We start from the raw sequence: 23,423 nt of genomic DNA on the forward strand, positions 1-23,423 counted from the left end.
TTATGAAGCTGCAGCAACTGCGATACATTTGGGAAGTAGCCCATCACGATTTGAATGTATCTGCGACCGCCCAGAGTCTGTATACATCGCAGCCGGGTATCAGTAAGCAGATTCGCTTACTGGAAGATGAGCTGGGTGTTGAGGTGTTTTCGCGAAGTGGAAAGCATTTAACTCGTATTACCCCTGCTGGCGAAGCTATTCTGAAGACGGCGGGTGAAATTCTACGCAAGGTTGAAAGCATTAAGCAGGTGGCTCAGGAATTCAGCAACGAGAAAAAAGGAAGTCTCTCGCTGGCTACTACCCACACTCAGGCGCGTTATGCCTTGCCTAAAATCATAGAGACCTTTATTGATCGCTACCCGGATGTGTCGCTGCATATGCATCAGGGGACTCCGATGCAAATATCCGAGATGGCCGCAGATGGCACCGTTGACTTCGCGGTAGCCACCGAGGCTCTGGAGTTGTTCAGTGATCTGATCATGATGCCGTGTTATCGCTGGAACCGGTGCATTGTGGTTCCTAAAAATCACCCATTATGTCAGGTGTCACGATTAACCCTCGAAGATGTCGCCAAGCACCCGCTGGTGACCTATGTCTTTGGCTTTACAGGGCGATCCAAGTTGGATGAGGCCTTCATTGAGCGAGGTCTGGCGCCAAAAGTGGTCTTTACAGCCGCGGACGCCGACGTCATTAAAACTTACGTACGTCTTGGGTTAGGCGTCGGTATTATCGCCAAGATGGCCTATAACGAAGAGCTGGACAGTGATTTGGTTGCCCTGGATGCAAGTCATCTGTTCCAGTCGAGTACAACCAAGATTGGCTTCAGACGGGGAACCTTCCTGCGCGGCTATATGTACGAGTTCATTGAGTTGTTTGCCCCACACCTGACCCGAGAAGTGGTGACTGATGCGTTAAACCGTCACTCAAAGGCGGAAGTGGAGGAGCTCTTCTCTACGATTGATTTACCGACCTACTGAGTTGGCCGTTGAAAACAGGCAATCAATAAAAAGGAGGCTTCAAGCCTCCTTTTTATTTTTACTGCTCAGTACGATCTGGCTGCGTGTTGTCACTCACCCTGAGACAGGACAGTGAAGCGGGGTCGATCAGATGTAATCCAGATCTGGATTGTCATTCATGATTTCTTTGAGCTCTTCTTTTTCGCTGGTTTTCTGATCCAGCACTTCTTTCACGAACTTGAAGTAGACTGTGTGGACTTCAGGGGCCTCGCCCATACGCTCAACTACGAAGAAGGGCGCACGATTGACATTCAGCTCACCGGCCAGCTTCATGCCAGGGCTTTGAGGATCACGTTCATCGGCAACCAGAACTTCGTCGATAAACTTCATTTGATCGTTGCTTTCCAGCTTGTTGAGTACATCGCCGCATTTTTTGCAGGGAGACCCATCGGCCAGGATTTTCTTTACCAGTGTGATTTTCACTAAAGCATCCTCTCTCAGCCCGACTGCTTTACGGGCCTAGTTGTCGATATTGGTGGCGTGCAGACCACATTCCTTTTTCGTGGCTTCTTCCCACCACCAGCGACCTTCACGCTCGTGCTGGCCTGGGCCAACAGGGCGGGTGCAGGGTTCACAGCCAATGGAGATAAATCCACGGTCATGTAGGGAATTATAAGGCACCTCGTTACTGCGAATATAGTCCCAAACCTGTTTTGAGGTCCAGTTTGCCAGTGGGTTGAACTTGGTCAGAGTGCCGTTGGGACGTGCAAAGACCTTGTCATCCTGAATGACCGGGATCTGGGCGCGGGTACCAGGGCTTTGATCCTTGCGCTGACCAGTGACCCAGGCGTCCACTTCCAGCAGCTTGCTGCGTAAAGGGGCAATCTTGCGGATGCCGCAGCACTCCTGATGGTTGTCCTGATAGAAGCTGTAGAGGCCTTTTTCCTGAACCAGCTCTCTCACTGCATCGCCATCAGGGCTCAGTATGTCGATGTACAGGTCATAATGATTACGCACCTTTTCGATAAACTGATAGGTCTCGGGGTGCAGGCGGCCGGTATCGAGACAGAAGACTTCGACATCCGGGTCAATCTTGTGGGCCATATCAACAAGAACCACGTCCTCGGCACCGCTGAAAGAAATGGCAATATTACCAAATGTTTCAATGGCAAACTTCAGGATTTCCTGTGGGCTCTGTGCTTGTAGCGTTTTATCAAGATCAACGGTATCGAGTAGCTGAGACATGCTTCTGTCCTAAATTCCTGGCTTTGGCTGTTACGGTTTGGGTGTGGCAGTAAAGCGGAGGTAGGGAAGGCACTTGCCCTGCTGATCCGGCTTGTCCTGAACACTGTATTTTTAAACTACTATTGTTTTTAAACCCGGTATTGTTTTTCAAACGGGATTTTAATTCGCGCGAAGGATACCAGAGCTATTGATAACTTAAAAATAATCTCGAGCAATAGCTTTATAACTAAAATAACTTTAAGCAGATGACCCGGATTGCACATGGTTTGTTCGTGGAACAATGTTCAATATATGCCACTTTGTGCTGAAATTTAATCAAGATGTGGTTTGTGGTTAGCCAATACAAACCGGATAACCCTAGAATTTACTTTAACTGGCCTCATCGATGTCTTATCTAAAAGTAAGTTGTGGTTATTTATTAATCTAATTTGTTAGGAGTTTCACGTGAAAAGATTTTGCTGCCAACCGGTGCTGGCCAGGTCCTGACGCAAAGTTGCGTTGCACCTCTGGGTGGAACAGGGTAGATTGCTGCGTTTCGTTGGGTTGCCAGTATAGAGTGCAGGCTCGATGATCATTAAATCAACGTATAAACGTTCAGTAGGAGCTTGTCTGTGGAACTTGCATGCTTGGATCTGGAAGGGGTACTGATCCCTGAGATCTGGATTAAATTTGCGGAAAAAACCGGTATTGAGGCTTTAAAAGCCACCACACGGGATATTCCGGATTACGATGAACTGATGACCATGCGTCTGGCAGAGCTGGACAAGCATAAGCTGGGTCTCAATGAAATTCAGGAAGTGATTTCCACACTCAGCCCTCTGGACGGGGCTCAGGAGTTTGTAAACTGGCTGCGTGAGCGCTTTCAGGTCATTATCCTGTCTGACACTTTTTACGAGTTTGCCGGTCCATTAATGAAGCAATTGGGTTATCCGACTCTGTTGTGTCATAAGCTTACCGTGGATGACTCTGGACGCGTGACGGATTACAACATTCGTCAGGCCAACCCCAAGCGTCAATCCATCGTTGCCTTGAAGTCTCTGTATTACCGTACCATTGCAGCAGGGGATTCATACAACGATACGACAATGCTGGCAGAAGCCGATGCGGGTATCCTGTTCCATGCACCCGATAATGTAATCGCGGAGTTTCCTCAATACCCTGCGGTTCACACTTACGAAGATCTGAAAAAAGAATTCATTAAAGCCAGTGTTCGTCCTCTGACGCTGTAATTTAAGAATATCTTTTACTCATACCCGGAGGCCGGCTGGTTTCCGGGTATGAAAAACTTGCTTTGTTTTCCCTTCAGTCGCTCATGCCTTCGAGCGTCTTCATGATCAGGCCAATCTTGGTCAGTGTTTCCTGATATTCCTTTTCTGCTTCTGAGTCGGCGACTATGCCGCCGCCACCCCAAATAAACAGCTCTTTATCGTTCGCCGCTATGGTGCGAATAGCAATGTTGGTGTCCATCTGACCTGATCGATCGATATACCCAATGCTGCCGCAATAGACAGAGCGACGACTCTCTTCCAGTTCTTCAATGATTTCCATGGCCCTGATTTTTGGAGCGCCGGTTATGGAACCGCCTGGAAAGCTGGCTTCCAGAATGTCGATTGGGCTGGCATTGTCCTTGATCACGCCTGTAACACTGCTCACCAGGTGATGCACGTTGGCGTAGCTCTCCAGATTAAAAAGCTTGGGTGTTTTCACTGTGTGGGGCTGGCAAACTTTGCTCAGATCGTTCCGCAGTAGATCCACGATCATCAGGTTTTCGGCTTGATCCTTACTGCTTTCTTGCAGTTCTTGGGCCAGTCGTTGATCTTCTTCGGAGGTGGTTCCTCTGGGGGCTGTACCTTTAATTGGCTGAGTTAACAGTTGTCCATTGGCGCTCAGAATAAAGCGTTCAGGAGACAGGCTCAGAACCGTCCCGAGTTCGGTTTCAAAAAAACAGGAGAAAGGTGAGGGGAGTTTCTCTCTTAGGGTGAGATACGCACCAAAGAGGTCTCCTTGATAAGTGGTTTTAAAACGCTGAGAGAAATTGACCTGATAACAATCCCCGGCATGGATATAGCTTTGGATACGATCAATTTTCTCTCGATAATTTATACTACTAAGATTGCTTTCTAAGTCATTGATCTTAAATAGATTTTTTCTTTTTTGGGGCTCTTTGTTCAAAGCGTCCAGAATTTTTTGCTGGAGCTCATCAAAAAAATCCTGCCCGAGCTGTTTTTCACAAACAAGAGTGGCTGTTTGACGCTTATGATCCTGAACAATGGACCACTGATAATACCCCATCAGTAGCAGTGGCAACCCTGTGTCATCAGCTCGGATGTCATCGAGAGACTCTACCTGCCTTCCCAGGTCGTACCCCAGATAACCCAGCATCCCGCTACGAAAGGGAAGGTGTTTTATATCGTCGCTGTATGTGGCATCAGCTGGAGGAGGCAGCTCATGTTTCAATGCGCTCCAGGCGTCGGTATAACGTATTTTGACTGGAACCGTTGCTTCAGGATCTGTGTGTTCACAGACACATTGCTGGCTGCTGGCAATCAGTTTTTTACCAGGAGTAGCACTGAGAATGTCGAAGCGACCTTGGTTAGGGCCGTCTTCTCCGCTGTCGAGCCAAATTGGCCAACCCCAACCCCTGATGGCCTCAAAATACCCAGAGCTGTTTTGCTGATAGGGCAAGGGTAGACTGAGATAGTCTTGTGATGTGGGCATCAGGCTGATTCCAATACGGGTACAGATACGTAGTCAGTGAAGTGATCAAGAAGTGGCCATTTTATCTCACCGGGGCCAGTCAAGCATTAATCACATCGTATGTTCACTGTGCAGGTATGTAGGGTTTTGAATTGGTGGAAGCTGCACAGGCGCGGCATTGTAGTGTGTGAGGCTATTTTTTTCTATAAGACAACTGTGGTCGAGAAACATGTCTGGCCATAGGATTTGGTCATTTATTGAAATGCGGGTGAGAGTATTTATCCTCGGCTTTTGCAGAATGGACTTTGGGATCGGGCGGACTTCTATCCGGTTTGCAGCTTTGTGTTCGGAAGCGTGCCAGGAGATTGTTGATGCGGTTCCGTGATTAAACCTGCTCTGTTTTTTTTAATTTGCTGTAGAATCCATTGGCTCAAATCATGTTATCCGGCTAGGCTTAATCTTATGCTGTGGTTAACTCGTTAGACGCAATGCATCAGAAGACAGTGTGCTGTTCAGTATTTTGCAGTAAATCAATGTCGGTGTTGTGCAGTAGACAAGCCTGGTAAATACCTGAATGAATACCTTCCCTTCTACAGTTTTTCTTGTTGCATTTCCTCTGGCTATTTTTTGTTTAGCGTATTGTTTTTCCATATATTCCCATTCCGTCGTTTTGCTTAAGGATGAGGCTTGCCGTGAAGAGTAGTAGCCGTTTTTTTCCTGCGCGTTTAATGAGTGCAGAAGTTCAGCAGGGGCTTGCTGAGGATATTTATCTGATCAAGCCCAACAACAGCCCTGATAAATCTGTTGAGCTGGCTCTGACTCATCTGTCATCGTTGAAAGGTGGCATCGCGGAGATTTCTGAAGGGCCAACACTGGTTTTGGTGCATGGCAGTTACCAGAACCGCCGCCTGTGGTGGTCTGAGTCAGGTGAATGTCTGGCAAAGACTTTGATTGATTTGGGTGTGGATGTCTGGTTGCTTGAGTTCCGTGGCCACGGTTTGTCACCGGTCAATCAATGTTATGACGATAACACGCTGGAGGACTATGCCCGTTACGACCTTCCGGCAGTTGAGCAATTTGTATCCGAGCAATCGGGACGTGCGGTTAACTGGTTTGGGTATGGTACTGGAGCAGGAGCTCTTTTGGGGGCGTTGGCGCTGGGTGTGATATCAGTAAACGGTGAAGGACTCGTCATTGGGGCTGGCGTACCCTTTTGCCGTTCTTTATGGACACGTATTCCGGTTGTCTCGACTCTGTTGGCAGCTGGCAAGGCAAAAATGGATCTGCAAGTGGGGCCGGAGCCGGAGCCAGTATCGTATCTACAGGGGTTGATCAAAGAAAATCAGTGGTTTTCGCGCCGAGGTGAAAGTCTGGGTCTTGATTTGTGGGGTGAGCTGGCAGTCTCGGGTCGTCTGATTCATTGGTTCGGTTCCGACGAGGCAATGCCTCAGCTTGATGAGGGCTTCAAGGAACTTCAAAAGCAGGGGGTTCTGGTCGGTATGTTTGACAGTGATTCAATGGATGAGGAGCTCTCCCAGTCGCTGGTATTTCCGACCTTGACGGACCCGGTAAAAGTCGCCAGTCTATCGGCAGATATTGCTAATCTGCTGGCGACGGGGGGGGAGTCAAATCGTGTTTTATCCACTGGAGAAGCTACATCTGCTGCATGATGGTTATCGGCGTGCCTTCAGAATAGGGCGTATCGATTTGTTGTTGATTCAGGAGGATGGGCGTACCTTTCTGATCGAGAACAGTTGCCCGCATATGCAAGCTCCGCTGACTCATGGAGCTATTCAGCAGGGTGTCATACGCTGTCCAATGCATGGTTTGGAATTCAATTTGCTGACGGGTCGTTCACCTTCCTGTGCATCTTCGCTCAAGATCTTTATGCCAGCCTATGAGGGAAATCTTATAGGCGTTGTGCTATAACGCCTGCAAACTCATCCATTCAACGTTTTAGGAATAAATATGGAATACATCACTCCTGACTTGTGTGACGCTTACCCGGAATTGGTGCGGGTTGTTGATCCTATGTTCAATAACTATGGCGGTCGCAGATCTTTTGGTGGAGAAATTGTCACGATCAAATGTTTTGAAGACAATTCCCTGGTTAGGGAACAGGTAGCAGAGCCTGGTGCGGGCAAGGTGTTGGTTGTTGATGCTGGCGGCTCGTTACGCAGGGCGTGTCTGGGGGATATGCTGGCCGAAAAAGCTGTAGCGAACGGCTGGGAAGGCATTTTGATGTACGGATGTATTCGTGATGTTGATGCGATTGCAGCGCTGGATCTTGGCGTGCAGGCTTTGAACACTCACCCGATGAAAACAGACAAAAAAGGCATTGGTGAGCTTAATTTGCCGGTGACTTTTGGTGGTGTGACTTTCAATCCTGGTGAATATCTATACGCAGATAATAACGGTGTTATTGTCTCTTCTGAATCTCTTTCAATGCCTTGATTTTATTGAGGCATGAAAATGCGCCACTCATTGTGTGGCGCATTTTACCTGGAGTTTAACGCTTACGCGGGATTATCCAGTTGCTTATCTGATCGCTCTTCCGCATTACCCGACTTTTCATTTTCCCCGGCAGCTTCAGTTTCGTCGATAGTTTGTTCTTTATCATCTTCTTCCCCCGGGGATTCTTTGCTGGAGGGTTTTGGGGATGACTTTGTCTCTTCTGTCACGTTTTCGCAGGATTGATCAGACATAAACGTTTCGCCAGGGTGCACGATCGCTATATGTTTAAGTGCCCGACGGCCCAGTAGTAATGGGTAGGTGAAGTTTTCTCGATCAACCAGACTCACTTCGATGTCCCGATGTTGCCCTGCGAGACAGATTTCGATGTTTACCGTAGGGCGAACCTCACTTTCTCCCTCATGCTGAACAATCCCGATGGTGCGTACTCGCTCTCGAACCAATATGGTTTCTTCGCCTGTTTTGGGGTTTTGAACGGCGAATCTCACCCAGCGTTTCCCGTATTGCCTGAAAGCTTTGATGATCCTTGCGTCAAGGGACGATGTTTTCGCGCCAGTATCAAGTTTTGCCTTTAAAGGGTAGTTGGGCTCAATCAGATGCGCGTGTTCCACCCATCCAAGTGTCAACAGTGGTTCTTCAGTGGCTTCTTTGCTGGCAGCTGCCATAACGCCAGTGCAGCTGAGTAGGGTGAAGAGACTCAGCCAGCTACGAATGACTTTCTGCATAAATGATACCTCCTTTATATGTACAGGATGCCTGTAGCGTATACAGTGGCGGCAATGCTGAAAAGTGGTCAGGTTTTAAGAGTGTATCCAGGCGACAAGTCCTTCAATGAGTCTGGAAAAAAGGCCGAGCAGTTAACAATCTGCCGATATCAGGCTGAACTCCGGAAATTTTCAAGGTCTGGTTTAACGCTGGAAATGGGTTCTTGCGCGCTGCGGGTAACAGTCAGTTACCAGCTGACGATGGGGTTCTTTTGTGCACAGAGCTCAATAAAGTCTATGTAGCTGATGGGCTTAATGTGGCTGTTGTGAGGCAGAGTAATATCTTTTACGGCCAGATGTTCATCAAGGGCGTAGCAGTGGTGGGTGTTTGTCAGCAGTTTGCAGAAGCTTTCATCTGCAGCAGCTTCTACCGCATCTTCAATCAAAACAATCTCGTCGCTTTCAAGGCAGACGCCCAGGCATTTGGAGAAGCTGTCAGAATCAGGTTTTTGATTGAGAATGTGTAAAGTCACTTTATGTGTCCTGAAGAAATGATGGGTTAGAAGTGCAGTACGGTATCTTGTGCCGTCAGAAGGGTGCCCATTGCCTGGTTGTCCAGTGGCATTGCAGAAATTGCCAGATGGGTCGCGGTAAGTTGGTGTTGTGAAAGTGCCTGCTCATCCACATAGATGTTTTCTATGCCGTAGATGGCGAGATCCTTGAGAGATTGCTGGTTAATGTCAGTCTCAGGGGCGAGGTAAAGTACACCTTCTCCCTGAAACAGCAGGCTAACCTCTAATCCAAATACTGCGCTGGTCAATCCTGCATCGAGGCTCTCTTTAAGGTGAGAGGTATCAGCGGTTAGGCTGTTAATGATCAGCAAAAGCTTCATGGGTATCTTGCCGCCTGTTTGGGGTTAACGAAAGGTGATGGTGCGGTCGCTATTGGCCATGGCGTCGACCAGTTGACCAAGTCCGGATAGCTGGAAGCCATCCAGAATGCCTCGGATTTCAGTCTTTGACTGTTGATTTCCGTCGCAAGCCGGATGATCCAGCTTTTCTTCCCTTGCTATACCACGTTCCAGAGCGGCTGTTACACAAACAACCATGTCCAGATCATGCTTGTGAGCCAGATCTGCCCATTGGCTTCCTGCGCCGGTCAGTTCTGCTGAGTGTGATTCCAGAGAGCCGTCTGCACAGGTATGGACACCATCGCCGTAAAAAAACACTCGGTAAAGCTCGTGTCCTTGCTCCAGAAGCGTTTGTGCGTAACGAAAGGGGGTCTGGTATGCGAGCTGATCCTGTGGCGAGCTGTAGATTATCAGTGAGAATTTCATGGCGGTTTGCAGGCTTGAGTAGATAGGGGGCAGGTCAGCGCCTGATATTAATGGCAGTATGGAAGAATCGCCCTTCGAAGGAAAGCGGACTCAACACGCATAAAAAAGCCCCTTAACGGGGCTTTAATGGATCCTGTTTCCTATTGCTTCTTAATCGTTGCTGGTTGCACCGATCAGGTGAAGCAGACTGACGAACAGGTTGTAGATGTTCAGGTACAGTGACACGGTTGCCATAACGTAGTTGGTCTCGCCACCGTTAATGATACGGCTGGTGTCGTACAGGATGAAGCCTGACATCAGGAACACGATGGCAGCACTCAGAGCCAAATGAACACCGGCAATATTAACACCAAAAAAGCCAGCCACCATCAGGGCCAGGGCACACAAAACAACCACGATCAGACCTGTTACCAGGAAGCCGCGCATAAAGCTGAAGTCTTTCTTGGTGGTCAGCACATAGCCTGACAGACCAAAGAAGACCAGCGCCGTACCGGCCAGAGCTTGCATGACAATCTGAGAGCCGTTGGACATGGCCAGGTAGTGGTTAATGGTTGGTCCTAATGACGCACCAAGAAGAGCGGTGAACCCGAAGACTACGTAAATTCCGTTGCTGGAGTTGGCTGCTTTGGGGAGTACAAACCAGATCAGAGCAATAGCTGCCAGGTTCATCATCAAAGCGACGCCATGGCCCAGGCCGACAGCCATGGAAATGCCACAGGCAACAGCACTAACGCCCATAGTCATGGCGAGCAGCATGTACGTATTTTTCAAGACCTTGTTACTAGAGAGGCTGGACTCTGTCCGCGTCTGTGTGTTGTAGATCTCTTGCATGGTCAATCTCCGTTGAGGATGAATTCCAGATAGTTTTGTTAATAATACAAAGCGTGTAGGCAAAATCAAGGTACTTAACACAACTATGCGAAATGCTTAAGTATTTGAATTTTAATAAAAAATAATGAGATTTTGGCGAGAGGCCAGAAAGGAAAACAGGGAGAGAGATGGCGGTGGGGCAGGGATTCGAACCCTGGGAGCTGTTACACTCAACGGTTTTCAAGACCGCCGCTTTCGACCACTCAGCCACCCCACCGGAACGAAGCGAATTATACAGAGGTTTAACTTCACGGCAACCCGCTAAGCCATTATTTTTTAAGGAAAATGAATCTTTTCTGGAATTCTGGGCTGACTGCTTGGGTCTGTTGACTGAAGTGCATTCGCTGTGATCAGCGATTGAGCATTTAAGGGTGTTTACAGGGGGGAGGCAGGTGTTTCAGGCACAAAAAAAGCCCCTGACTTTCGGCAGGGGCTTTCTGAGAGGCTTGGCCCGAAGGGGAAGACTTACCCCTTCTCAGACTTGTATCTCTTAGCCACGCTTGTGGCGTGGGTCATTAGCTGGACGAGCCAGCGGACGTGGGTTGTGTGCAATTTCCGCAGCCTTCGATGTGTCCAGTGGTGCACTCAGGGAAACGTGCACTGTTTTGCTGCCAATTTCCAGGTTCACCACCGGGCGAGGGTTCAGTCGCGGATCGTTGCTGGCGCGGCTGTATGTTGCAGGCTTTTTGGGAGCTTCTGCAGTCTCGGATTTGGTGTTCTCTGCTACTGGAGCGGCATCTTCGGCAGGAGTCGCTACACTGGCTGCTGGTTTTTCAGCGGCAGGTGCCACAGGAGTTGCAGGTTTCACTTCTGCTTCTTCTGCTTCAGTGACAGTTTCCGGAGCCTCTTCAGCTGGTTGTGGAGCAACAGCCTCTGTTTCTGCTTCCTTGGCCGGGGCCGCTGGTTTTGCAGCTTCAGCAGGTTTTTCTGCAGTTGTTTGAGGTTGTTCAGACGCTGGAGCTTGCGGCTGCTCAGGCTTCACGGCTGCAGGTTTCTGCTGCTGTTCAGCTGGCTTCTGGGCCGTTTCCTGTGGTTTATCCGCTGGCGTGTCAGACTGTTCTTGGCTTGCAGCTTGCGCAGTATCAGCAGCGGGCTGCTTTTGACTTTCGCCAGTATCCGCCGCTGAGTCTGTGAACTGAAAGCGACCTTGAGCAGTTTGTTGCTCTTTAGGGCTTTCTTTGGCTTTCACGTCTTCTGCGGGTTCAGCTTTAGGTTTTTCGCTCTCAGATGCTTTGGAGGGCGTATTATCCTCTGGCTTGCTTTCCTTTGGCTTGTTTTCAGCTTGAGGTTTGCGTGCCTTTACGTCTGCTTTTTGTTGCTTCTCGGCATCAATGGCATCACTGACCTGCTGATTCAGAGCTTCAACTTCTTTGTTCTCGGTGTTTTGAGAGTCTTCATTTTGAGCTTCTGCGTTATCACGACGGCCACGACGGCGAGGTTGTGGTTTGCCGCGCTTGTTGGCAGGGCGCTTGGATGGACGATCATCATTGCTGGTATTTTCTGATGATTCTCCCTGGGTCTGTTGAGCTTGCGCTTCAGCTGGCTTGTCAGATTTCGGCTTGCGGCGACGATTGGGGCGCTCACGACGCTGTTCACCCTGATCTTCCGGCTTGTTGCGACGGTTGTCATTGCTGCGCTTGTCGTTGCTACGGGCCTCGTCAGCGGAATTGTCACGGTTTTCTGCGCGACGATCATTGCGACGATTGTCGTTACGACCTTCGTTGCGGTTGTCAGAGCGATTGCCTTGTTCGTCGCGATTACGACGATTCCGGTTGCCGCCACGACGGTTGCGTTGGTTGCGGTTACGCTGCTGTTGCTGACGTTTTTGGCGTCTTTCCTCTTCTTCCTTCTCGCGCGCCTTGGCTTCAGGGTCGCCAAAGATAGCGTGCATGATGCGAGTTAAGAGGCTTACAGGCTTGGGCTCTTCCTTCTCTGCAGGTGTTGGAGCCGGTGCCATTTCGGTAGGCTGCAGCTGCTGCACAACAGGTTTTGGTGCCGGAGCGGCATCTGCTTTCGGTTTCAGGTCGTCTTCTGCGGTTTCTTCTGGAGCAGATACGATTTTGTAGCTGGTTTCCGAAGAGGCTTCGTCGTCACGCAGGCGATGAACTTCAAAGTGCGGCGTCATCATGTGCTCATTTGGCACGATCAGAACCCGGGTGTCGTTACGGGTCTCAATGCCGGAAATGGTCTTGCGCTTCTCGTTAAGAAGGTAAGTGGCAACGGATACCGGGGTGATGGCCCGAATTTCGGCGCTGCGCTCTTTTTGCGCTTCTTCTTCAACAAGACGCAGAATGGACAGAGCGATGGATTTGGTGCTTCGAATGGTGCCTTGGCCGCTACAGCGGGGGCATACTTTCGAAGTGGTTTCTCCCAGTGATGGACGCAGGCGCTGACGAGACATTTCCAGCAGGCCAAAGCGGGAAATACGGCCAACCTGAACTCGTGCGCGGTCCATGGACAGCGCGTCGCGCATGCGGTTTTCCACTTCGCGCTGGTTGCGTACTGGCTGCATGTCGATGAAGTCAATAACGACAAGGCCACCCATGTCGCGCAGACGAAGCTGGCGGGCAATTTCGTCGGCCGCTTCGAGGTTGGTGCGCAGGGCCGTTTCCTCGATGTCGCTGCCTTTTGTGGCGCGTGCCGAGTTGATGTCGATTGAAATCAGGGCTTCTGTGACGTCAATAACGATTGAACCACCGGAAGGCAGTTTTACTTCGCGCTCGTAGGCGGTTTCGATCTGACTTTCGATCTGGTAGCGGTTAAACAGCGGGGTGTCGTCTTCGTAAAGTTTCACCTTGTTGCCGCTGCCAGGCATCATTTGAGCGATAAGAGCCTGTACCAGGTCATAGGATTCCTTGCGATCGACAATAATTTCACCAATGTCGAGGCGCAAATAGTCACGAATGGCGCGGTAGAGGACATTACTTTCCTGGAACAGGAATTCAGGAGCCGCAGACACTTCAGCGGCAGACTGAATGGAGGTCCAGAGTTTCAGCAGGTTGTCCAGATCCCACTGCAGCTCTTCTGCGCTGCGGCCAACGCCCGCGGTACGAACGATCACGCCCATACCGGAAGGCACCTCGATTTTGCTCAGAGCATCGCGCAGTTCGGCACGATCTTCGCCATCAATGCGACGAGAGATGCCGCCTGCACGAGGGTTGTTGGGCATCAGCACCAGATAGCGACCGGCAAGACTGATGAAAGTGGTCAGAGCGGCACCCTTGTTGCCTCGCTCTTCTTTGTCTACCTGCACAACGATTTCCTGGCCTTCTTTGATCACATCCTTGATGCGGACACGACCATCGATTTCGCCGGGAGATTTGCTGAAGTATTGACGGGAGATTTCTTTGAGTGGGAGGAAGCCGTGGCGCTCAGCACCGTAATCAACAAAGGCGGCTTCGAGGCTGGGCTCAATGCGGGTGATTTTACCTTTGTAGATGTTGGCTTTTTTCTGTTCGCGGGTACGGTTTTCAATATCAAGGTCATACAGCCATTGGCCGTCGACCAGTGCTACGCGCAACTCTTCGGGTTGAGTTGCATTGATTAACATTCTTTTCATGTGTTACCTGAATGGTTAGCACACAAAGAGAGGGTTTTCCGTTGCAGACAGTGGGAGATCAGCCTCGCGTTCACCAATCGCTGCCGGGTCAATTATTTGGTTTGACTGCCTTACTTGCCTGTTTGCGCGGGCGCATCAGGGAGTAGGTAGCCTTTCAAAGCAATGACACAGGCTCGAATGGTCGGCTGTTGGGTAATCAGTTCAATAAACAGTAAATTCAGCCGCTGACTTCCAAAAGGAAAGGCGTCTTGGTAATTGCTGTTTGTTGGCTTCCGTCACCATGGACTCTGTTTTTACTCAGGCTGACTTAAGCCGGAGTCTTGAATGCAGGTGGTGTGAAAATGGCAGTGCGGAATTCAGGGCCGGTTAGGCTCCTGTCTGTTTGTTACCTTGCTACTGCTTAGCATCTTCAGATGCACCTGCATCCGAATGAGTATCTCTTATTCACGATCTAATACGGATAACCCGCTACAATGTGAGCGGTTATCATCGGACACCCGAGGTGTAAGGCCAGTTTCTGCAGCCTTTTCATCGTCGTTGGTGTCGTTTGTTTTGTGGGGCTGATTGGAAGGGGGGTGATATCACCTGGCTTTTCGCGTTCCGACTTCCACTATCCAAGCCCTGTCCGTCAGCGGTATTTCCTAGCAACACGCCTTCTTTATGCGGTGTCCGGAAACCTGCCTGTGCAGACTGGTGGACTATAGCAATATTCTCCCGTCCCATCAAATAATGGCGGTATTTGACTGAACTTAAAGGATTTTTTAGGTGCTATATCACCAGGTTTACGGGTGGATTCCTCTAAAACAGGTATAATGCGCGCATGAAAAGAGACTCTGACACTTCGGTCACTCGTGGCCAAATACTTTCGCCCAAGGTTCAGTTTGTTGAGATAGACGACGATCGTGCTGGCCAGCGAATTGACAACTTCTTGCTTGGGCAACTGAAAGGTGTACCCAAAAACCTGATTTACCGAATATTGCGCAAAGGTGAAGTTCGGGTCAATAAAGGCAGGATCAAAGCCGAATACAAGCTTAAAGCCGGAGATATGGTGCGAATTCCACCGGTTCGGCTACCTGATACTAAAGAGCTGCCTAATGCCAGTGATCAGCTGAAAGACTTGCTGGCCGATTCCATCCTTTTTGAGAACAAGGGATTGATTATCCTTAATAAGCCATCCGGGCTGGCTGTTCATGGAGGCAGCGGGATCAATCTCGGTTTGATTGAGGTGTTACGTCAGATGCGTCCGGATGAGCGTCATCTTGAGTTGGTCCACCGACTGGATCGGGATACTTCTGGCTGCATCATGATCGCCAAAAAGCGCAGCATGTTGCGTTATCTGCATCAGCAGCTCCGAGATGGACATATTCAGAAGTATTATCACGCACTTGTTGAGGGACGTTGGCCCAATCGGTGCCGCGAAGTCAGTGCTCCACTCAAAAAGAACGAACTGAGCAGTGGCGAAAGGATTGTAAGGGTTGATCCCGAGGGCAAACAGTCATTGACGCATTTCAAGGTGCTGAGACGCTATGTTGGCTCGACACTGGTTGAGGCAAAGCCGATTACCGGACGAACGCATCAGATTCGGGTTCATGCCCAGTATCAGGGGCATGGTCTCGTAGGTGATCCCAAATACGGCAACGACGACTTCAACAAGGTCATGAAGGGCAAGGGATTTAATCGTCTGTTTCTGCATGCGGCGGCTTTATCCCTGCTGTTGCCGGATGAAACCAAAAAAATTCGGGTGGAAGCGCCTCTGGATGAGCGTCTGGCCAAGCCTTTGGCGCAGCTGGAGCCTGCCGATCCAGGCGGTGAAGCAGAGAGTTAATTGATTCCAGCATACTGATAGGAAGGGGCTATGTTTTTTATTTTCGACTGGGATGGCACTCTTTGCGACTCGACGGCAAAAATCGTCAGTTGTATGCACGAGGCTGCCAGGGCCCAGCGTCTGCCAGCCCTGACTGATGCTGAAGTGCAAAACATCATTGGTCTTGGCCTTCCAGAAGCTATTCAGACCTTGTATCCAGACCTTGAATACGATGGTATTGAGGCCATGAGGCAGGCCTATGCAGATCATTTTATTGCCGCAGACAGTGAGCCCTCCCGGCTGTTTGACAACTCAGTGGACACCCTCGAACAATTGTTGAGCAGTGGCCACCAGATCGCCGTCGCAACAGGTAAGAGTCGGGCAGGCCTGAATCGTGTGCTGGAATCGCTGGGCATGAAGGATGTTTTTCACGCAACTCGTTGCTCGGATGAAACGGCGTCCAAGCCGCACCCATTGATGCTTCATGAATTGTTGGCTGAGCTTAAGGTGCCGGTGGAGGAGGCAGTGATGATTGGTGATACCGAGTTTGATATGGAGATGGCACGTCGTGCGCAGATGCCACGTATTGCAGTGGATTACGGTGCGCACCATATTTCCAGGTTAACGCCCTATGAACCAGTGCTCTGTGCGTCAGATATTGGTGATATTCTTCGGCTGGTCTAAGCCGCCTGTGAGTTTGAAACGGTCAGCGGCTTCTTTCTATTTTCAGTTGTAAGTTCAGGCTCTCGGTGTTGTTGACGCTGTGACGCTCTGTAATCCCGCTTGACTGTGTATTGTTATCCTGCAGCAATGAACCCAAGTCTATCCATTGACCCAAAGGCGCAGTGATAGTGGATTGATAGCCCGCGGTATTGATTCTCGGGTTTTCTCTGCGGCCGTTATTTTCGACTGATTGCTTTTGTGTCGAGATCTCCAGCGTCGCGCTATTGTTACCACTTAATGTTGGAGTCACATAAAAGCCGGTCACCACTGGCTGGTAATGTTGTTCGACACTGCTCCCATAGCGGTCCTGATATCGGGTGAGCAATGGGATCTGTTGTCCGGTTTCTATATAGGCAGGGTAGCCTTCTACGGTGCTCAATTGTTGAGTTGTGCCGCTGTTGGCTCTGGTGCTGTATTGTCTCACGCTAACCGAGCTGCTGTGGTTTGAGCCGCTGGATTGTATGCGGCCCGAGCTGGAAGGCAGAGGCTTGCCATCCAGTGTAGTACGGCCAATTTTGATTCCGCCTCCCTGTGAATTGTTGTATTCATAATTGCCACCAATTGAGCGACTGCTCATATTGTTTTGTCCCTGTTGGCGCACGCTGATGCGGAACTGAGCAAGCGGCTGGTCCAATTGCTTGATTAAAGCTCTCAGTTGCTCCAGTTCGTGCGGGGCTGCGCGAATGATTAGCTGGTTACCGCTGGCTGTCAGTTGAGAGCCCTGGCTGGCAACCCCCTGCAGTGCAGGTAGCAACAGCTCTGCCGGACGATGCTTCAGGGCAATGACTTCCAGTTTGCGGGAGTCCGCCAACGCACTGGTGGCCAGCATCAAAAGGCAGAAAAGGCAGGCGCAGACTTGAGACGTTATGGTTTTCACATCAGCTCCATCTTCAGGGGATATAAATCTGTCTTGCAGGCCCTGATATTACAGCGACAGAGGCCGCAGCTCGGCAATTTCTGAACTCTGTAGTTGCCACAGCAAGTTAAATTCTTCCAGCAAGGCTTTTGATTCAGGCGCTGCATCAGTATTGCTGAAGCCATCAAATTCTCCATCGTGGTGTTGGAGTAATAGTTGTCGCTGATCGACAATGACATACCCCTGATTTTCGTTTTGTGGCTGAATATTGAGTTTGCGAATTTTAATTTTACTGGTGAGTCGTTTTTGTAAAGCCAGTAAAGCGTGGTGTCTGCCGAACAAGGGTTTCGGGTCTTTTACCAATATTCGAACTTCGGCTTGACGGTGTGCACGCACCAGGGCACTCAGTGCGCTACACACTTCTGAGTCAGCAAATAGTATCGGGTCGAGCTGCTGGCTCAGGATGTCCACATAGCGGCGTCCGCCGGCAAGCATCCGATGCAGATATTTGGCGAAAGCTTCCGGGCCGTGAAGCAGTGTAAGGGTGTCGCAGCTCTGAGAGGGGATCTCTCTGTCAGAGCCTGGGTTGTGAGGTGTATCCGTCGATGATTCCGGATTCATGGGATCTCCGGTTTTGTCTTATTGAGTCAGTTCCTAGCATGCCACGGATATTCAAAAGGGTCACGCGGATCGTCTTAATCCTCTTCAGCGTCCTCTTCATCAAGAATGAAAAGTTGTTGATTGAGCAGCAGGGTCTGCACGATCAGCTTTTCTTGATCATCTTGTATGGCGTCAGACAGAGCGGTCCCGGTGAATGTCCGTTTGTTGGATAATAAATGCGCCAGTTTTTCGTTGACGGAGTAGCTGTTGCCGTCCACAAACAGATGGCACTGCCCATGGGGAAGTGCTTCAGGGCTGCGATTGCTGTTGTCGTCAGTAAGAAATGCAAACCGTGAGGCCGGGTCGCGAGTCAGGAGGTCTTCCGGAGCCCAGCAAGGCAGCTCTTCGGGTATGACCTCACCAGAAGCCACTTCTTCACAGGTCAGTCTGTCTTCGATTTCATATTTGGGGGTTGTCATGTAGCGCCCAAACCAGTTTTCAATGGACGCCGGGGTGATGGCTTTCGACCAAAGCTGATGAATTTGTTGCAGGGCGTCATGAGAAATTTCACCACTGTGTTGTTGTGGTGTGAATGCCGGATCCTGAAAACGATGGTCTTCTGTCAGAGTGCTCAGGTGCTCCTGTAATAGCTCTTCCAGTATCTCTGCCTGGCTCGGAGCGCGAAAACCAATAGAGTAGGTGATGCAGTCATCATCCAGTGCTTTTCCCCAGTGAGCCACCTGAGGGGGTAGGTACAGCATATCCCCGGGTTCCAGAGTGAAGGATTCCTGCTCGTGAAATTCCGTCAGAATGTGCAGGTCGGTATCATCCCTTTTCCGAGACCCGGCGTTGCAGTGCTGTCCAATCTGCCAGTGTCGTTTACCACCGGCTTGCAACAGAAACACATCGTACTGGTCGTAGTGAGGTCCTACGCTGCCGCCTCTGGTGGCGTAGCTGATCATGATGTCATCAAGGCGCCAGCTTGGGATAAAGCGAAACTGATCCAGTAGATCGGCCACCTCAGGGATCAGGTGATCCGCAGCCTGAATCAGAAGGGTCCATTTGTCTGCGGGTAATTTGGAGAATTCGGATTCGTTGAAAGGCCCGCGTCGCAACTCCCACGGTGATTTTCCTTTTTCCAGAATGATGCGCGATTCCACGTCTTCTTCCAGAGCCAGGCCTGCCAGCTCATCAGGCGTGACCGGGCTTTGGTAATCGGGAATGGCCTGTCGAATCAGTAGCGGTTTTTGCTGCCAGTATTCACGAATAAAGTCATCGGTACTGATGCTGCCTAGTTGAGTCAGTGGCGTCGTCATAAGCAGACCTGCAGGAAAAATATGGAGCTGGAGGGAGGGGTGTCAGGCCAGCGGAAACAGCTGGCCTGACAGGATCAAAGGTTTCTTGATCAGATATTAAAGGTCTTTGGCCTGGGCAATGGCGTTGCCGATGTAGTTGGAAGGCGTCAGTTCACGCATGGACTGTTTGGCTTCTTCCGGAATTTCCAGTGTTTCGACAAACGCTGCCAGTACTTCACGGTTGATGGTTTGACCGCGAGTCAGGGCTTTCAGCTTCTCGTAAGGCTCTGGCACATCGTAACGACGCATGATGGTTTGGATCGGCTCGGCCAGGACTTCCCAGCTGTTGTTCAGGTCTTCTTCCAGACGAGCGCGGTTGATTTCCAGCTTGCCAATGCCTTTCAGGACAGAGGCGTAAGCAATGCCGCAGTATCCAAAACCAACGCCCATGTTGCGCAGAACGGTTGAATCCGTCAGGTCACGCTGCCAGCGGGAAACGGGAAGCTTGGTCGCTAGGTGACCAAAAACGGCGTTGGCGATACCCAGGTTGCCCTCGGAGTTTTCGAAATCAATGGGGTTAACCTTGTGTGGCATGGTGGATGAGCCCACTTCACCAGCAATGGTTTTCTGCTTGAAGTAACCCAGAGAAATGTAGCCCCACACGTCACGGTTAAAGTCGATCAGAATCGTATTGAAACGGGCAATTGCATCGAACAGCTCAGCAATGTAGTCGTGCGGTTCAATTTGAGTGGTGTATGGGTTCCAGCACAGACCCAGGCTTTCTACAAACGCCTGGGCATTGGCTTGCCAGTCGATAGCAGGGTAGGCAGACAGGTGAGCATTGTAGTTGCCTACGGCGCCATTGATTTTGCCCAGCAGTTCGACTTTCTCGATTTGAGCGACCTGGCGACGCAGACGGGCCACGACGTTGGCCATTTCTTTACCGACTGTGGTTGGTGAAGCAGTTTGACCATGAGTGCGAGACAGCATTGGATCGGCTGCGTAATCGTTGGCCATGGCAGCGATTGCGTCGATGATTTGTCTGGCTTGAGGCAGCAGAACCGTGTCGCGGCCATCGCGCAGCATCAGGGCGTGGGACAGGTTGTTGATGTCCTCTGAAGTGCAGGCAAAGTGAACGAACTCCATCACTTTTTCCAGCTCGGCGTTACCTGCAAACTGCTCTTTAATAAAGTACTCCACGGCTTTTACGTCGTGGTTGGTGGTGCTTTCGATGGTTTTGATGCGGCTGGCGTGCTCTTCGTTGAAATTGGCAACAATTCCGTCAAGAATCTTGTTTGCTTCGTCGCTGAAGGGTGGCACTTCGCTGATGCCGTCGTGCTTGGCCAGCTGTTGTAACCAGCGTACTTCAACTTCAACACGGCAACGAATCAGGCCGAATTCACTGAAAATGTTGCGATAGTCAGCAGTCTTGCTGCCGTAACGGCCGTCGATAGGGGATACAGCAGTTAATGCGGAGAGGTCCATAGTCATCAAAACCATTTATCTGTCAGATGGGGAAAGGGTTCGAGGTTCTAGCTCGAAACATTAAGGCCGGCATCATACCCGAAAATGAGGCCGACGGCTCATTTAATGAGCCCTTAATTGAGCTCTTTCAGCAGCCGATCGGCACATTCAGAGAGCTTTTTACGCTGCAGAACTACCTGGAATCGTGTTCCGCCGACCTGACGCCAAAGGGTGGCGGCTCTGATGCCGGCAAACAGCAGGGCTCGAATCTGATTGGCAACCCGGGTCTGCTGCAGATAGCTGAAGTCCCCCATGACCTGGATCCTGAATTTAAAGGTGCTGATGGTGTCGCCGTAGAGGCCACCCAGGCTGGCCAGCACATTCTCGTGGGTGATGTCGAAATGTTCAGCCTGGCGTTCGCATTGCTCAAGGCGTTTGCCGATGATTTCGAGCATGTCTTTACGCCCCATCATTTTCTTCTGCAGGTGCAGCATGCCCAGCACATAGCGGAGTGTGTCGGGGTAGTCGCGATTTTGGTGGTGGTGGAGCAGGTCGCTCATGATCTTCAGGCCCAGCTCAAGATTGGCTGTACGGCCACCAAAGACATCCAGCGCCGATTGCGGACTTTGAATGAAAAGGCTTTGCAGAGAAGCTTTTTGGGGCTCCGAGGGGACATAGCCGGTTTTGGCCAGCTGCTCGACAAGTCCCGCTGCCTGAAAAACGCCGGCCATTGCCAGGGTAATGTCATTCCAATTCTTGCTCAAAGTTTAAATCCTTTAGAATTCAGATGGTTGAACTCTTGATTGAAAGTTAATTCTAGGTTTTGGGATGCTGGCTTTAGCGCTATTCCGCAGTTATTTCGGTCAATGGGCACGCTCAATGACGGCGCCACCGAGGCAGGTGTCGTCCTGGTAAAACACCACTGATTGACCTGGAGTGATGGCCCTTTGGGGTTCATCAAAGGTGACTGTCAGCTGCCCATTCTCTCTCAGGGTGACCTCACAGGCCTGATCTGGCTGACGGTAACGCGTTTTGGCCATGCAGCGTACGACTCCATTTTTCGCTTCAGGTTCGCCGTTGATCCAATGGCTTTGTCCCGCGTCCAGCGCAGGGCTAAGCAGCATGGGATGGTCAGCTCCCTGAACGGCGATTAACTGATTGGTGTCGAGGTTTTTGGCAGCCACATACCAGGGGGCATCACTGGCATTTTTCAAGCCGCCAATGCCCAGCCCCTGACGCTGACCAATGGTGTGGTACATCAATCCGCTGTGTTTGCCGATGACATTGCCTTTGTCATCGACAATATCGCCGGGTTGCGCGGGCAGGTATTGTTGCAGGAAGTCTTTAAAGCGCCGCTCACCGATAAAACAAATGCCGGTGCTGTCTTTTTTGTTATGGGTGATCAGGTCGTGCTCTTCTGCCAGCTGACGAACGACTTTTTTATCCAGCTCTCCGACAGGAAAGAGGGATTTGGAAAACTCCTTCTCACCCACGGCGTGCAGGAAATAGCTCTGGTCCTTGTTGTTATCCAGGCCTTTAAGCAGCGTTGTGTGGCCATTCAGCTCGCCCCGTCGGACGTAGTGCCCGGTAGCGATCAGATCTGCACCCAGAACCTCAGCGTATTCGAGAAAGACTTTAAATTTAATCTCACGGTTACACAGAATATCGGGGTTGGGTGTACGACCGGCCTGATACTCTTCCAGAAAGTGTTCGAAGACATTGTCCCAGTATTCTGCGGCAAAGTTGGCCGTGTGAAGCTTGATGCCCAGCTTGTCACACACGGCCTCTGCATCCGCCAGATCATCTTTGGCCGAGCAGTATTCTGTGCCATCGTCCTCGTCCCAGTTTTTCATAAACAGGCCTTCAACCTGATAGCCTTGCTGGATCAGGAGGAGGGCGGAGACAGAAGAGTCTACTCCGCCAGACATGCCGACGATAACCTTGGTTTCCGAAGGGTTTTTGACCACTGAAGGGTCAGAGGTGTGTGTTTGGGTAGTCAAAGGGTACTTCCTAAATCAGCTGCTGCCTGATTGGTCTAATCTGGCCTGTGTCGAATTCCTGAGGCCAGCTCAACCTTACAAATCAATGGTGAATGGTCAGAACTGGAGATGGTATCAATAATTTCCATTTCAAGCAGGTGTAAACCTCGAATATAGATGTGATCCAGGTAACGCCTGGTGCGTGGCATGTGGAAAGGTTTGCAGCGCTCAAAGCCGGCCTCGCCCAGAATCTCGTCCAGCAGGCGCAGCTGGTTGCGGGTAAAGGTATTAAAATCCCCACAAAAGACCGCGGGCAGGTGGCTATAGGTCTTAACAGTCGAGAGTACCTGCTCCAGTTCAAGCCTGAATACCGAGCGACGTTTGAACAGCAGCATATGAAGGTTGATGACCAACAGGTTTTGGCCTGTCGTCATCGGCAGTAAGCTGATGACGGTAGCTTTGGGGGTTTTCGTGACCGGTTCCCGTCGCAGGCTTAACAGGGCGTGGGCCTGCTTGTGGATGGGATAGCCGCTGGCGGTCAGGACACCTTCAGTAAAGCCATCAGGGCGATGATAACTGATGCTGTAGTTGTGGTTAAGCTCCCAGAGCTCGTGGGGCAGATCCAGCTTTTGGTTGGCCAGCACCTCCTGCAGGCACAAAATGTCTGAGCGATAGGCCAGATCGCAGATATCCTTGTCAAAAATCTCCCCCCCATGGCGCTTGAATATATTCCAGACCACCAGTGTGAACGTTCGGGGCAGCTTTTCGCCTTCATGGTTCAGCTGTTGGGACAGGCGGGCACCAAAGCTGGTGGCTTTCCGTACCTGTAAAAAGCTTTTGAGGTGTTGCTTCATAATTTGGAG

Annotated in this window: 23 protein-coding genes and 1 tRNA gene; 7 read left to right on the plus strand and 17 right to left on the minus strand. The window is 50.6% G+C overall.

Annotated elements, in window-relative coordinates; translation table 11 throughout:
• The first annotated feature begins 2 nt into the window (after window positions 1–2).
• A complete protein-coding gene (gene cysB / locus KOI40_RS11600) occupies window positions 3–977 on the plus strand; it encodes an HTH-type transcriptional regulator CysB (protein WP_216097688.1) in 975 nt (324 codons plus the stop codon).
• Between the two features lie 126 nt (window positions 978–1,103).
• Here cysB and KOI40_RS11605 read toward each other — a convergent pair whose 3' ends face one another.
• Entirely contained in the window at window positions 1,104–1,439 is a 336-nt protein-coding gene (locus tag KOI40_RS11605) for a hypothetical protein (RefSeq protein ID WP_216097689.1), read from the minus strand.
• 36 nt (window positions 1,440–1,475) lie between these two features.
• Window positions 1,476–2,201 (minus strand): phosphoadenylyl-sulfate reductase, encoded by a 726-nt coding sequence (locus tag KOI40_RS11610; RefSeq protein ID WP_216097690.1) that lies wholly within the window; start codon window positions 2,199–2,201, stop codon window positions 1,476–1,478.
• Between the two features lie 611 nt (window positions 2,202–2,812).
• Between KOI40_RS11610 and thrH the strand changes: the two genes are divergently transcribed.
• Complete coding sequence (gene thrH / locus KOI40_RS11615) at window positions 2,813–3,430, plus strand: bifunctional phosphoserine phosphatase/homoserine phosphotransferase ThrH (protein ID WP_216097691.1); 618 nt, start codon at window positions 2,813–2,815, stop codon at window positions 3,428–3,430.
• A gap of 73 nt (window positions 3,431–3,503) precedes the next feature.
• Here the strand turns inward: thrH and pabB are convergent, their stop codons facing one another.
• Window positions 3,504–4,919: an aminodeoxychorismate synthase component I gene (pabB, locus tag KOI40_RS11620; protein ID WP_216097692.1), complete on the minus strand. Its 1,416-nt coding sequence runs from the start codon at window positions 4,917–4,919 to the stop codon at window positions 3,504–3,506.
• Between the two features lie 671 nt (window positions 4,920–5,590).
• Between pabB and KOI40_RS11625 the strand changes: the two genes are divergently transcribed.
• The 3 genes from KOI40_RS11625 to rraA are packed head-to-tail and all read left to right on the plus strand — an operon-like array spanning window position 5,591 to window position 7,352.
• Window positions 5,591–6,568: an alpha/beta hydrolase gene (locus KOI40_RS11625; RefSeq protein WP_216097693.1), complete on the plus strand. Its 978-nt coding sequence runs from the start codon at window positions 5,591–5,593 to the stop codon at window positions 6,566–6,568.
• Window positions 6,531–6,827, plus strand: coding sequence for a Rieske (2Fe-2S) protein (locus KOI40_RS11630; protein ID WP_216097694.1), 297 nt, complete (start codon window positions 6,531–6,533; stop codon window positions 6,825–6,827). Before KOI40_RS11625 ends, KOI40_RS11630 begins: the two co-directional genes overlap by 38 nt.
• 39 nt (window positions 6,828–6,866) lie before the next feature.
• Window positions 6,867–7,352, plus strand: coding sequence for a ribonuclease E activity regulator RraA (gene rraA / locus KOI40_RS11635; RefSeq protein WP_216097695.1), 486 nt, complete (start codon window positions 6,867–6,869; stop codon window positions 7,350–7,352).
• Window positions 7,353–7,414: 62 nt separating this feature from the next.
• Here rraA and KOI40_RS11640 read toward each other — a convergent pair whose 3' ends face one another.
• From KOI40_RS11640 to rne, 7 genes are all read right to left on the minus strand, one after another.
• Window positions 7,415–8,095 (minus strand): ATP-dependent zinc protease family protein, encoded by a 681-nt coding sequence (locus tag KOI40_RS11640; protein ID WP_216097696.1) that lies wholly within the window; start codon window positions 8,093–8,095, stop codon window positions 7,415–7,417.
• Window positions 8,096–8,322: 227 nt separating this feature from the next.
• Window positions 8,323–8,607, minus strand: a complete 285-nt coding sequence (gene tusB, locus KOI40_RS11645; protein ID WP_216097697.1) for a sulfurtransferase complex subunit TusB — start codon at window positions 8,605–8,607, stop codon at window positions 8,323–8,325.
• Between the two features lie 26 nt (window positions 8,608–8,633).
• A complete protein-coding gene (locus tag KOI40_RS11650; RefSeq protein ID WP_216097698.1) occupies window positions 8,634–8,966 on the minus strand; it encodes a DsrE family protein in 333 nt (110 codons plus the stop codon).
• Between the two features lie 24 nt (window positions 8,967–8,990).
• Window positions 8,991–9,410, minus strand: coding sequence for a sulfurtransferase complex subunit TusD (tusD, locus tag KOI40_RS11655; RefSeq protein WP_216097699.1), 420 nt, complete (start codon window positions 9,408–9,410; stop codon window positions 8,991–8,993).
• 150 nt (window positions 9,411–9,560) lie between these two features.
• Window positions 9,561–10,241 carry a Bax inhibitor-1/YccA family protein gene (locus tag KOI40_RS11660; RefSeq protein WP_216097700.1) on the minus strand — a complete coding sequence of 227 codons (681 nt, stop codon included), beginning with the start codon at window positions 10,239–10,241 and terminating at the stop codon, window positions 9,561–9,563.
• 168 nt (window positions 10,242–10,409) lie between these two features.
• Window positions 10,410–10,497: transfer RNA gene (locus KOI40_RS11665), tRNA-Ser, on the minus strand.
• A 273-nt stretch (window positions 10,498–10,770) separates the two neighbouring features.
• Window positions 10,771–13,839, minus strand: a complete 3,069-nt coding sequence (rne, locus tag KOI40_RS11670; protein ID WP_216097701.1) for a ribonuclease E — start codon at window positions 13,837–13,839, stop codon at window positions 10,771–10,773.
• Between the two features lie 820 nt (window positions 13,840–14,659).
• On the opposite strand from rne, the gene rluC reads away from it, so the two are divergent.
• Both rluC and KOI40_RS11680 read left to right on the plus strand, forming a co-directional pair.
• A complete protein-coding gene (gene rluC, locus KOI40_RS11675) occupies window positions 14,660–15,664 on the plus strand; it encodes a 23S rRNA pseudouridine(955/2504/2580) synthase RluC (protein ID WP_216097702.1) in 1,005 nt (334 codons plus the stop codon).
• A gap of 30 nt (window positions 15,665–15,694) precedes the next feature.
• Window positions 15,695–16,327: an HAD family hydrolase gene (locus KOI40_RS11680; protein WP_216097703.1), complete on the plus strand. Its 633-nt coding sequence runs from the start codon at window positions 15,695–15,697 to the stop codon at window positions 16,325–16,327.
• A gap of 22 nt (window positions 16,328–16,349) precedes the next feature.
• On the opposite strand, the gene KOI40_RS11685 is transcribed toward KOI40_RS11680, so the two are convergent.
• The 7 genes from KOI40_RS11685 to KOI40_RS11715 all read right to left on the minus strand — a co-directional run bounded on the left by KOI40_RS11685 (window position 16,350) and on the right by KOI40_RS11715 (window position 23,414).
• The gene (locus KOI40_RS11685) at window positions 16,350–17,243 is read right to left on the minus strand and encodes a secretin GspD/PilQ domain-containing protein (RefSeq protein ID WP_216097704.1); all 894 of its coding nucleotides are present in this window, start codon (window positions 17,241–17,243) and stop codon (window positions 16,350–16,352) included.
• Window positions 17,244–17,291: 48 nt separating this feature from the next.
• Window positions 17,292–17,843, minus strand: a complete 552-nt coding sequence (locus tag KOI40_RS11690) for a DUF7931 domain-containing protein (RefSeq protein ID WP_216097705.1) — start codon at window positions 17,841–17,843, stop codon at window positions 17,292–17,294.
• Between the two features lie 74 nt (window positions 17,844–17,917).
• On the minus strand, window positions 17,918–19,138 hold the full coding sequence (locus KOI40_RS11695; RefSeq protein WP_216097706.1) for a cupin domain-containing protein: 1,221 nt from the start codon (window positions 19,136–19,138) through the stop codon (window positions 17,918–17,920).
• 96 nt (window positions 19,139–19,234) lie between these two features.
• Entirely contained in the window at window positions 19,235–20,602 is a 1,368-nt protein-coding gene (gene purB, locus KOI40_RS11700) for an adenylosuccinate lyase (RefSeq protein WP_216097781.1), read from the minus strand.
• 113 nt (window positions 20,603–20,715) lie between these two features.
• Window positions 20,716–21,345, minus strand: coding sequence for a high frequency lysogenization protein HflD (gene hflD, locus KOI40_RS11705; RefSeq protein WP_233710218.1), 630 nt, complete (start codon window positions 21,343–21,345; stop codon window positions 20,716–20,718).
• 99 nt (window positions 21,346–21,444) lie between these two features.
• A complete protein-coding gene (gene mnmA / locus KOI40_RS11710) occupies window positions 21,445–22,581 on the minus strand; it encodes a tRNA 2-thiouridine(34) synthase MnmA (protein WP_255568340.1) in 1,137 nt (378 codons plus the stop codon).
• Between the two features lie 35 nt (window positions 22,582–22,616).
• The gene (locus KOI40_RS11715) at window positions 22,617–23,414 is read right to left on the minus strand and encodes an endonuclease/exonuclease/phosphatase family protein (RefSeq protein ID WP_216097707.1); all 798 of its coding nucleotides are present in this window, start codon (window positions 23,412–23,414) and stop codon (window positions 22,617–22,619) included.
• Window positions 23,415–23,423: the final 9 nt, after the last annotated feature.

It is taken from the genome of Pseudomaricurvus albidus (assembly GCF_018863235.1).
GTDB classification, from domain to species: domain Bacteria; phylum Pseudomonadota; class Gammaproteobacteria; order Pseudomonadales; family Cellvibrionaceae; genus Pseudomaricurvus; species Pseudomaricurvus albidus.

Coding starts and splice junctions, on each gene's coding strand:
- cysB (WP_216097688.1), top strand. CDS start 3: ATGAAGCTGCAGCAACTGCGATACATTTGGGAAGTAGCCCATCACGAT.
- KOI40_RS11610 (WP_216097690.1), bottom strand. CDS start 2,201: ATGTCTCAGCTACTCGATACCGTTGATCTTGATAAAACGCTACAAGCA.
- pabB (WP_216097692.1), bottom strand. CDS start 4,919: ATGCCCACATCACAAGACTATCTCAGTCTACCCTTGCCCTATCAGCAA.
- rraA (WP_216097695.1), top strand. CDS start 6,867: ATGGAATACATCACTCCTGACTTGTGTGACGCTTACCCGGAATTGGTG.
- KOI40_RS11640 (WP_216097696.1), bottom strand. CDS start 8,095: ATGCAGAAAGTCATTCGTAGCTGGCTGAGTCTCTTCACCCTACTCAGC.
- KOI40_RS11650 (WP_216097698.1), bottom strand. CDS start 8,966: ATGAAGCTTTTGCTGATCATTAACAGCCTAACCGCTGATACCTCTCAC.
- tusD (WP_216097699.1), bottom strand. CDS start 9,410: ATGAAATTCTCACTGATAATCTACAGCTCGCCACAGGATCAGCTCGCA.
- KOI40_RS11660 (WP_216097700.1), bottom strand. CDS start 10,241: ATGCAAGAGATCTACAACACACAGACGCGGACAGAGTCCAGCCTCTCT.
- rne (WP_216097701.1), bottom strand. CDS start 13,839: ATGAAAAGAATGTTAATCAATGCAACTCAACCCGAAGAGTTGCGCGTA.
- rluC (WP_216097702.1), top strand. CDS start 14,660: ATGAAAAGAGACTCTGACACTTCGGTCACTCGTGGCCAAATACTTTCG.
- KOI40_RS11680 (WP_216097703.1), top strand. CDS start 15,695: ATGTTTTTTATTTTCGACTGGGATGGCACTCTTTGCGACTCGACGGCA.
- KOI40_RS11690 (WP_216097705.1), bottom strand. CDS start 17,843: ATGAATCCGGAATCATCGACGGATACACCTCACAACCCAGGCTCTGAC.
- KOI40_RS11695 (WP_216097706.1), bottom strand. CDS start 19,138: ATGACGACGCCACTGACTCAACTAGGCAGCATCAGTACCGATGACTTT.
- purB (WP_216097781.1), bottom strand. CDS start 20,602: ATGGACCTCTCCGCATTAACTGCTGTATCCCCTATCGACGGCCGTTAC.
- KOI40_RS11715 (WP_216097707.1), bottom strand. CDS start 23,414: ATGAAGCAACACCTCAAAAGCTTTTTACAGGTACGGAAAGCCACCAGC.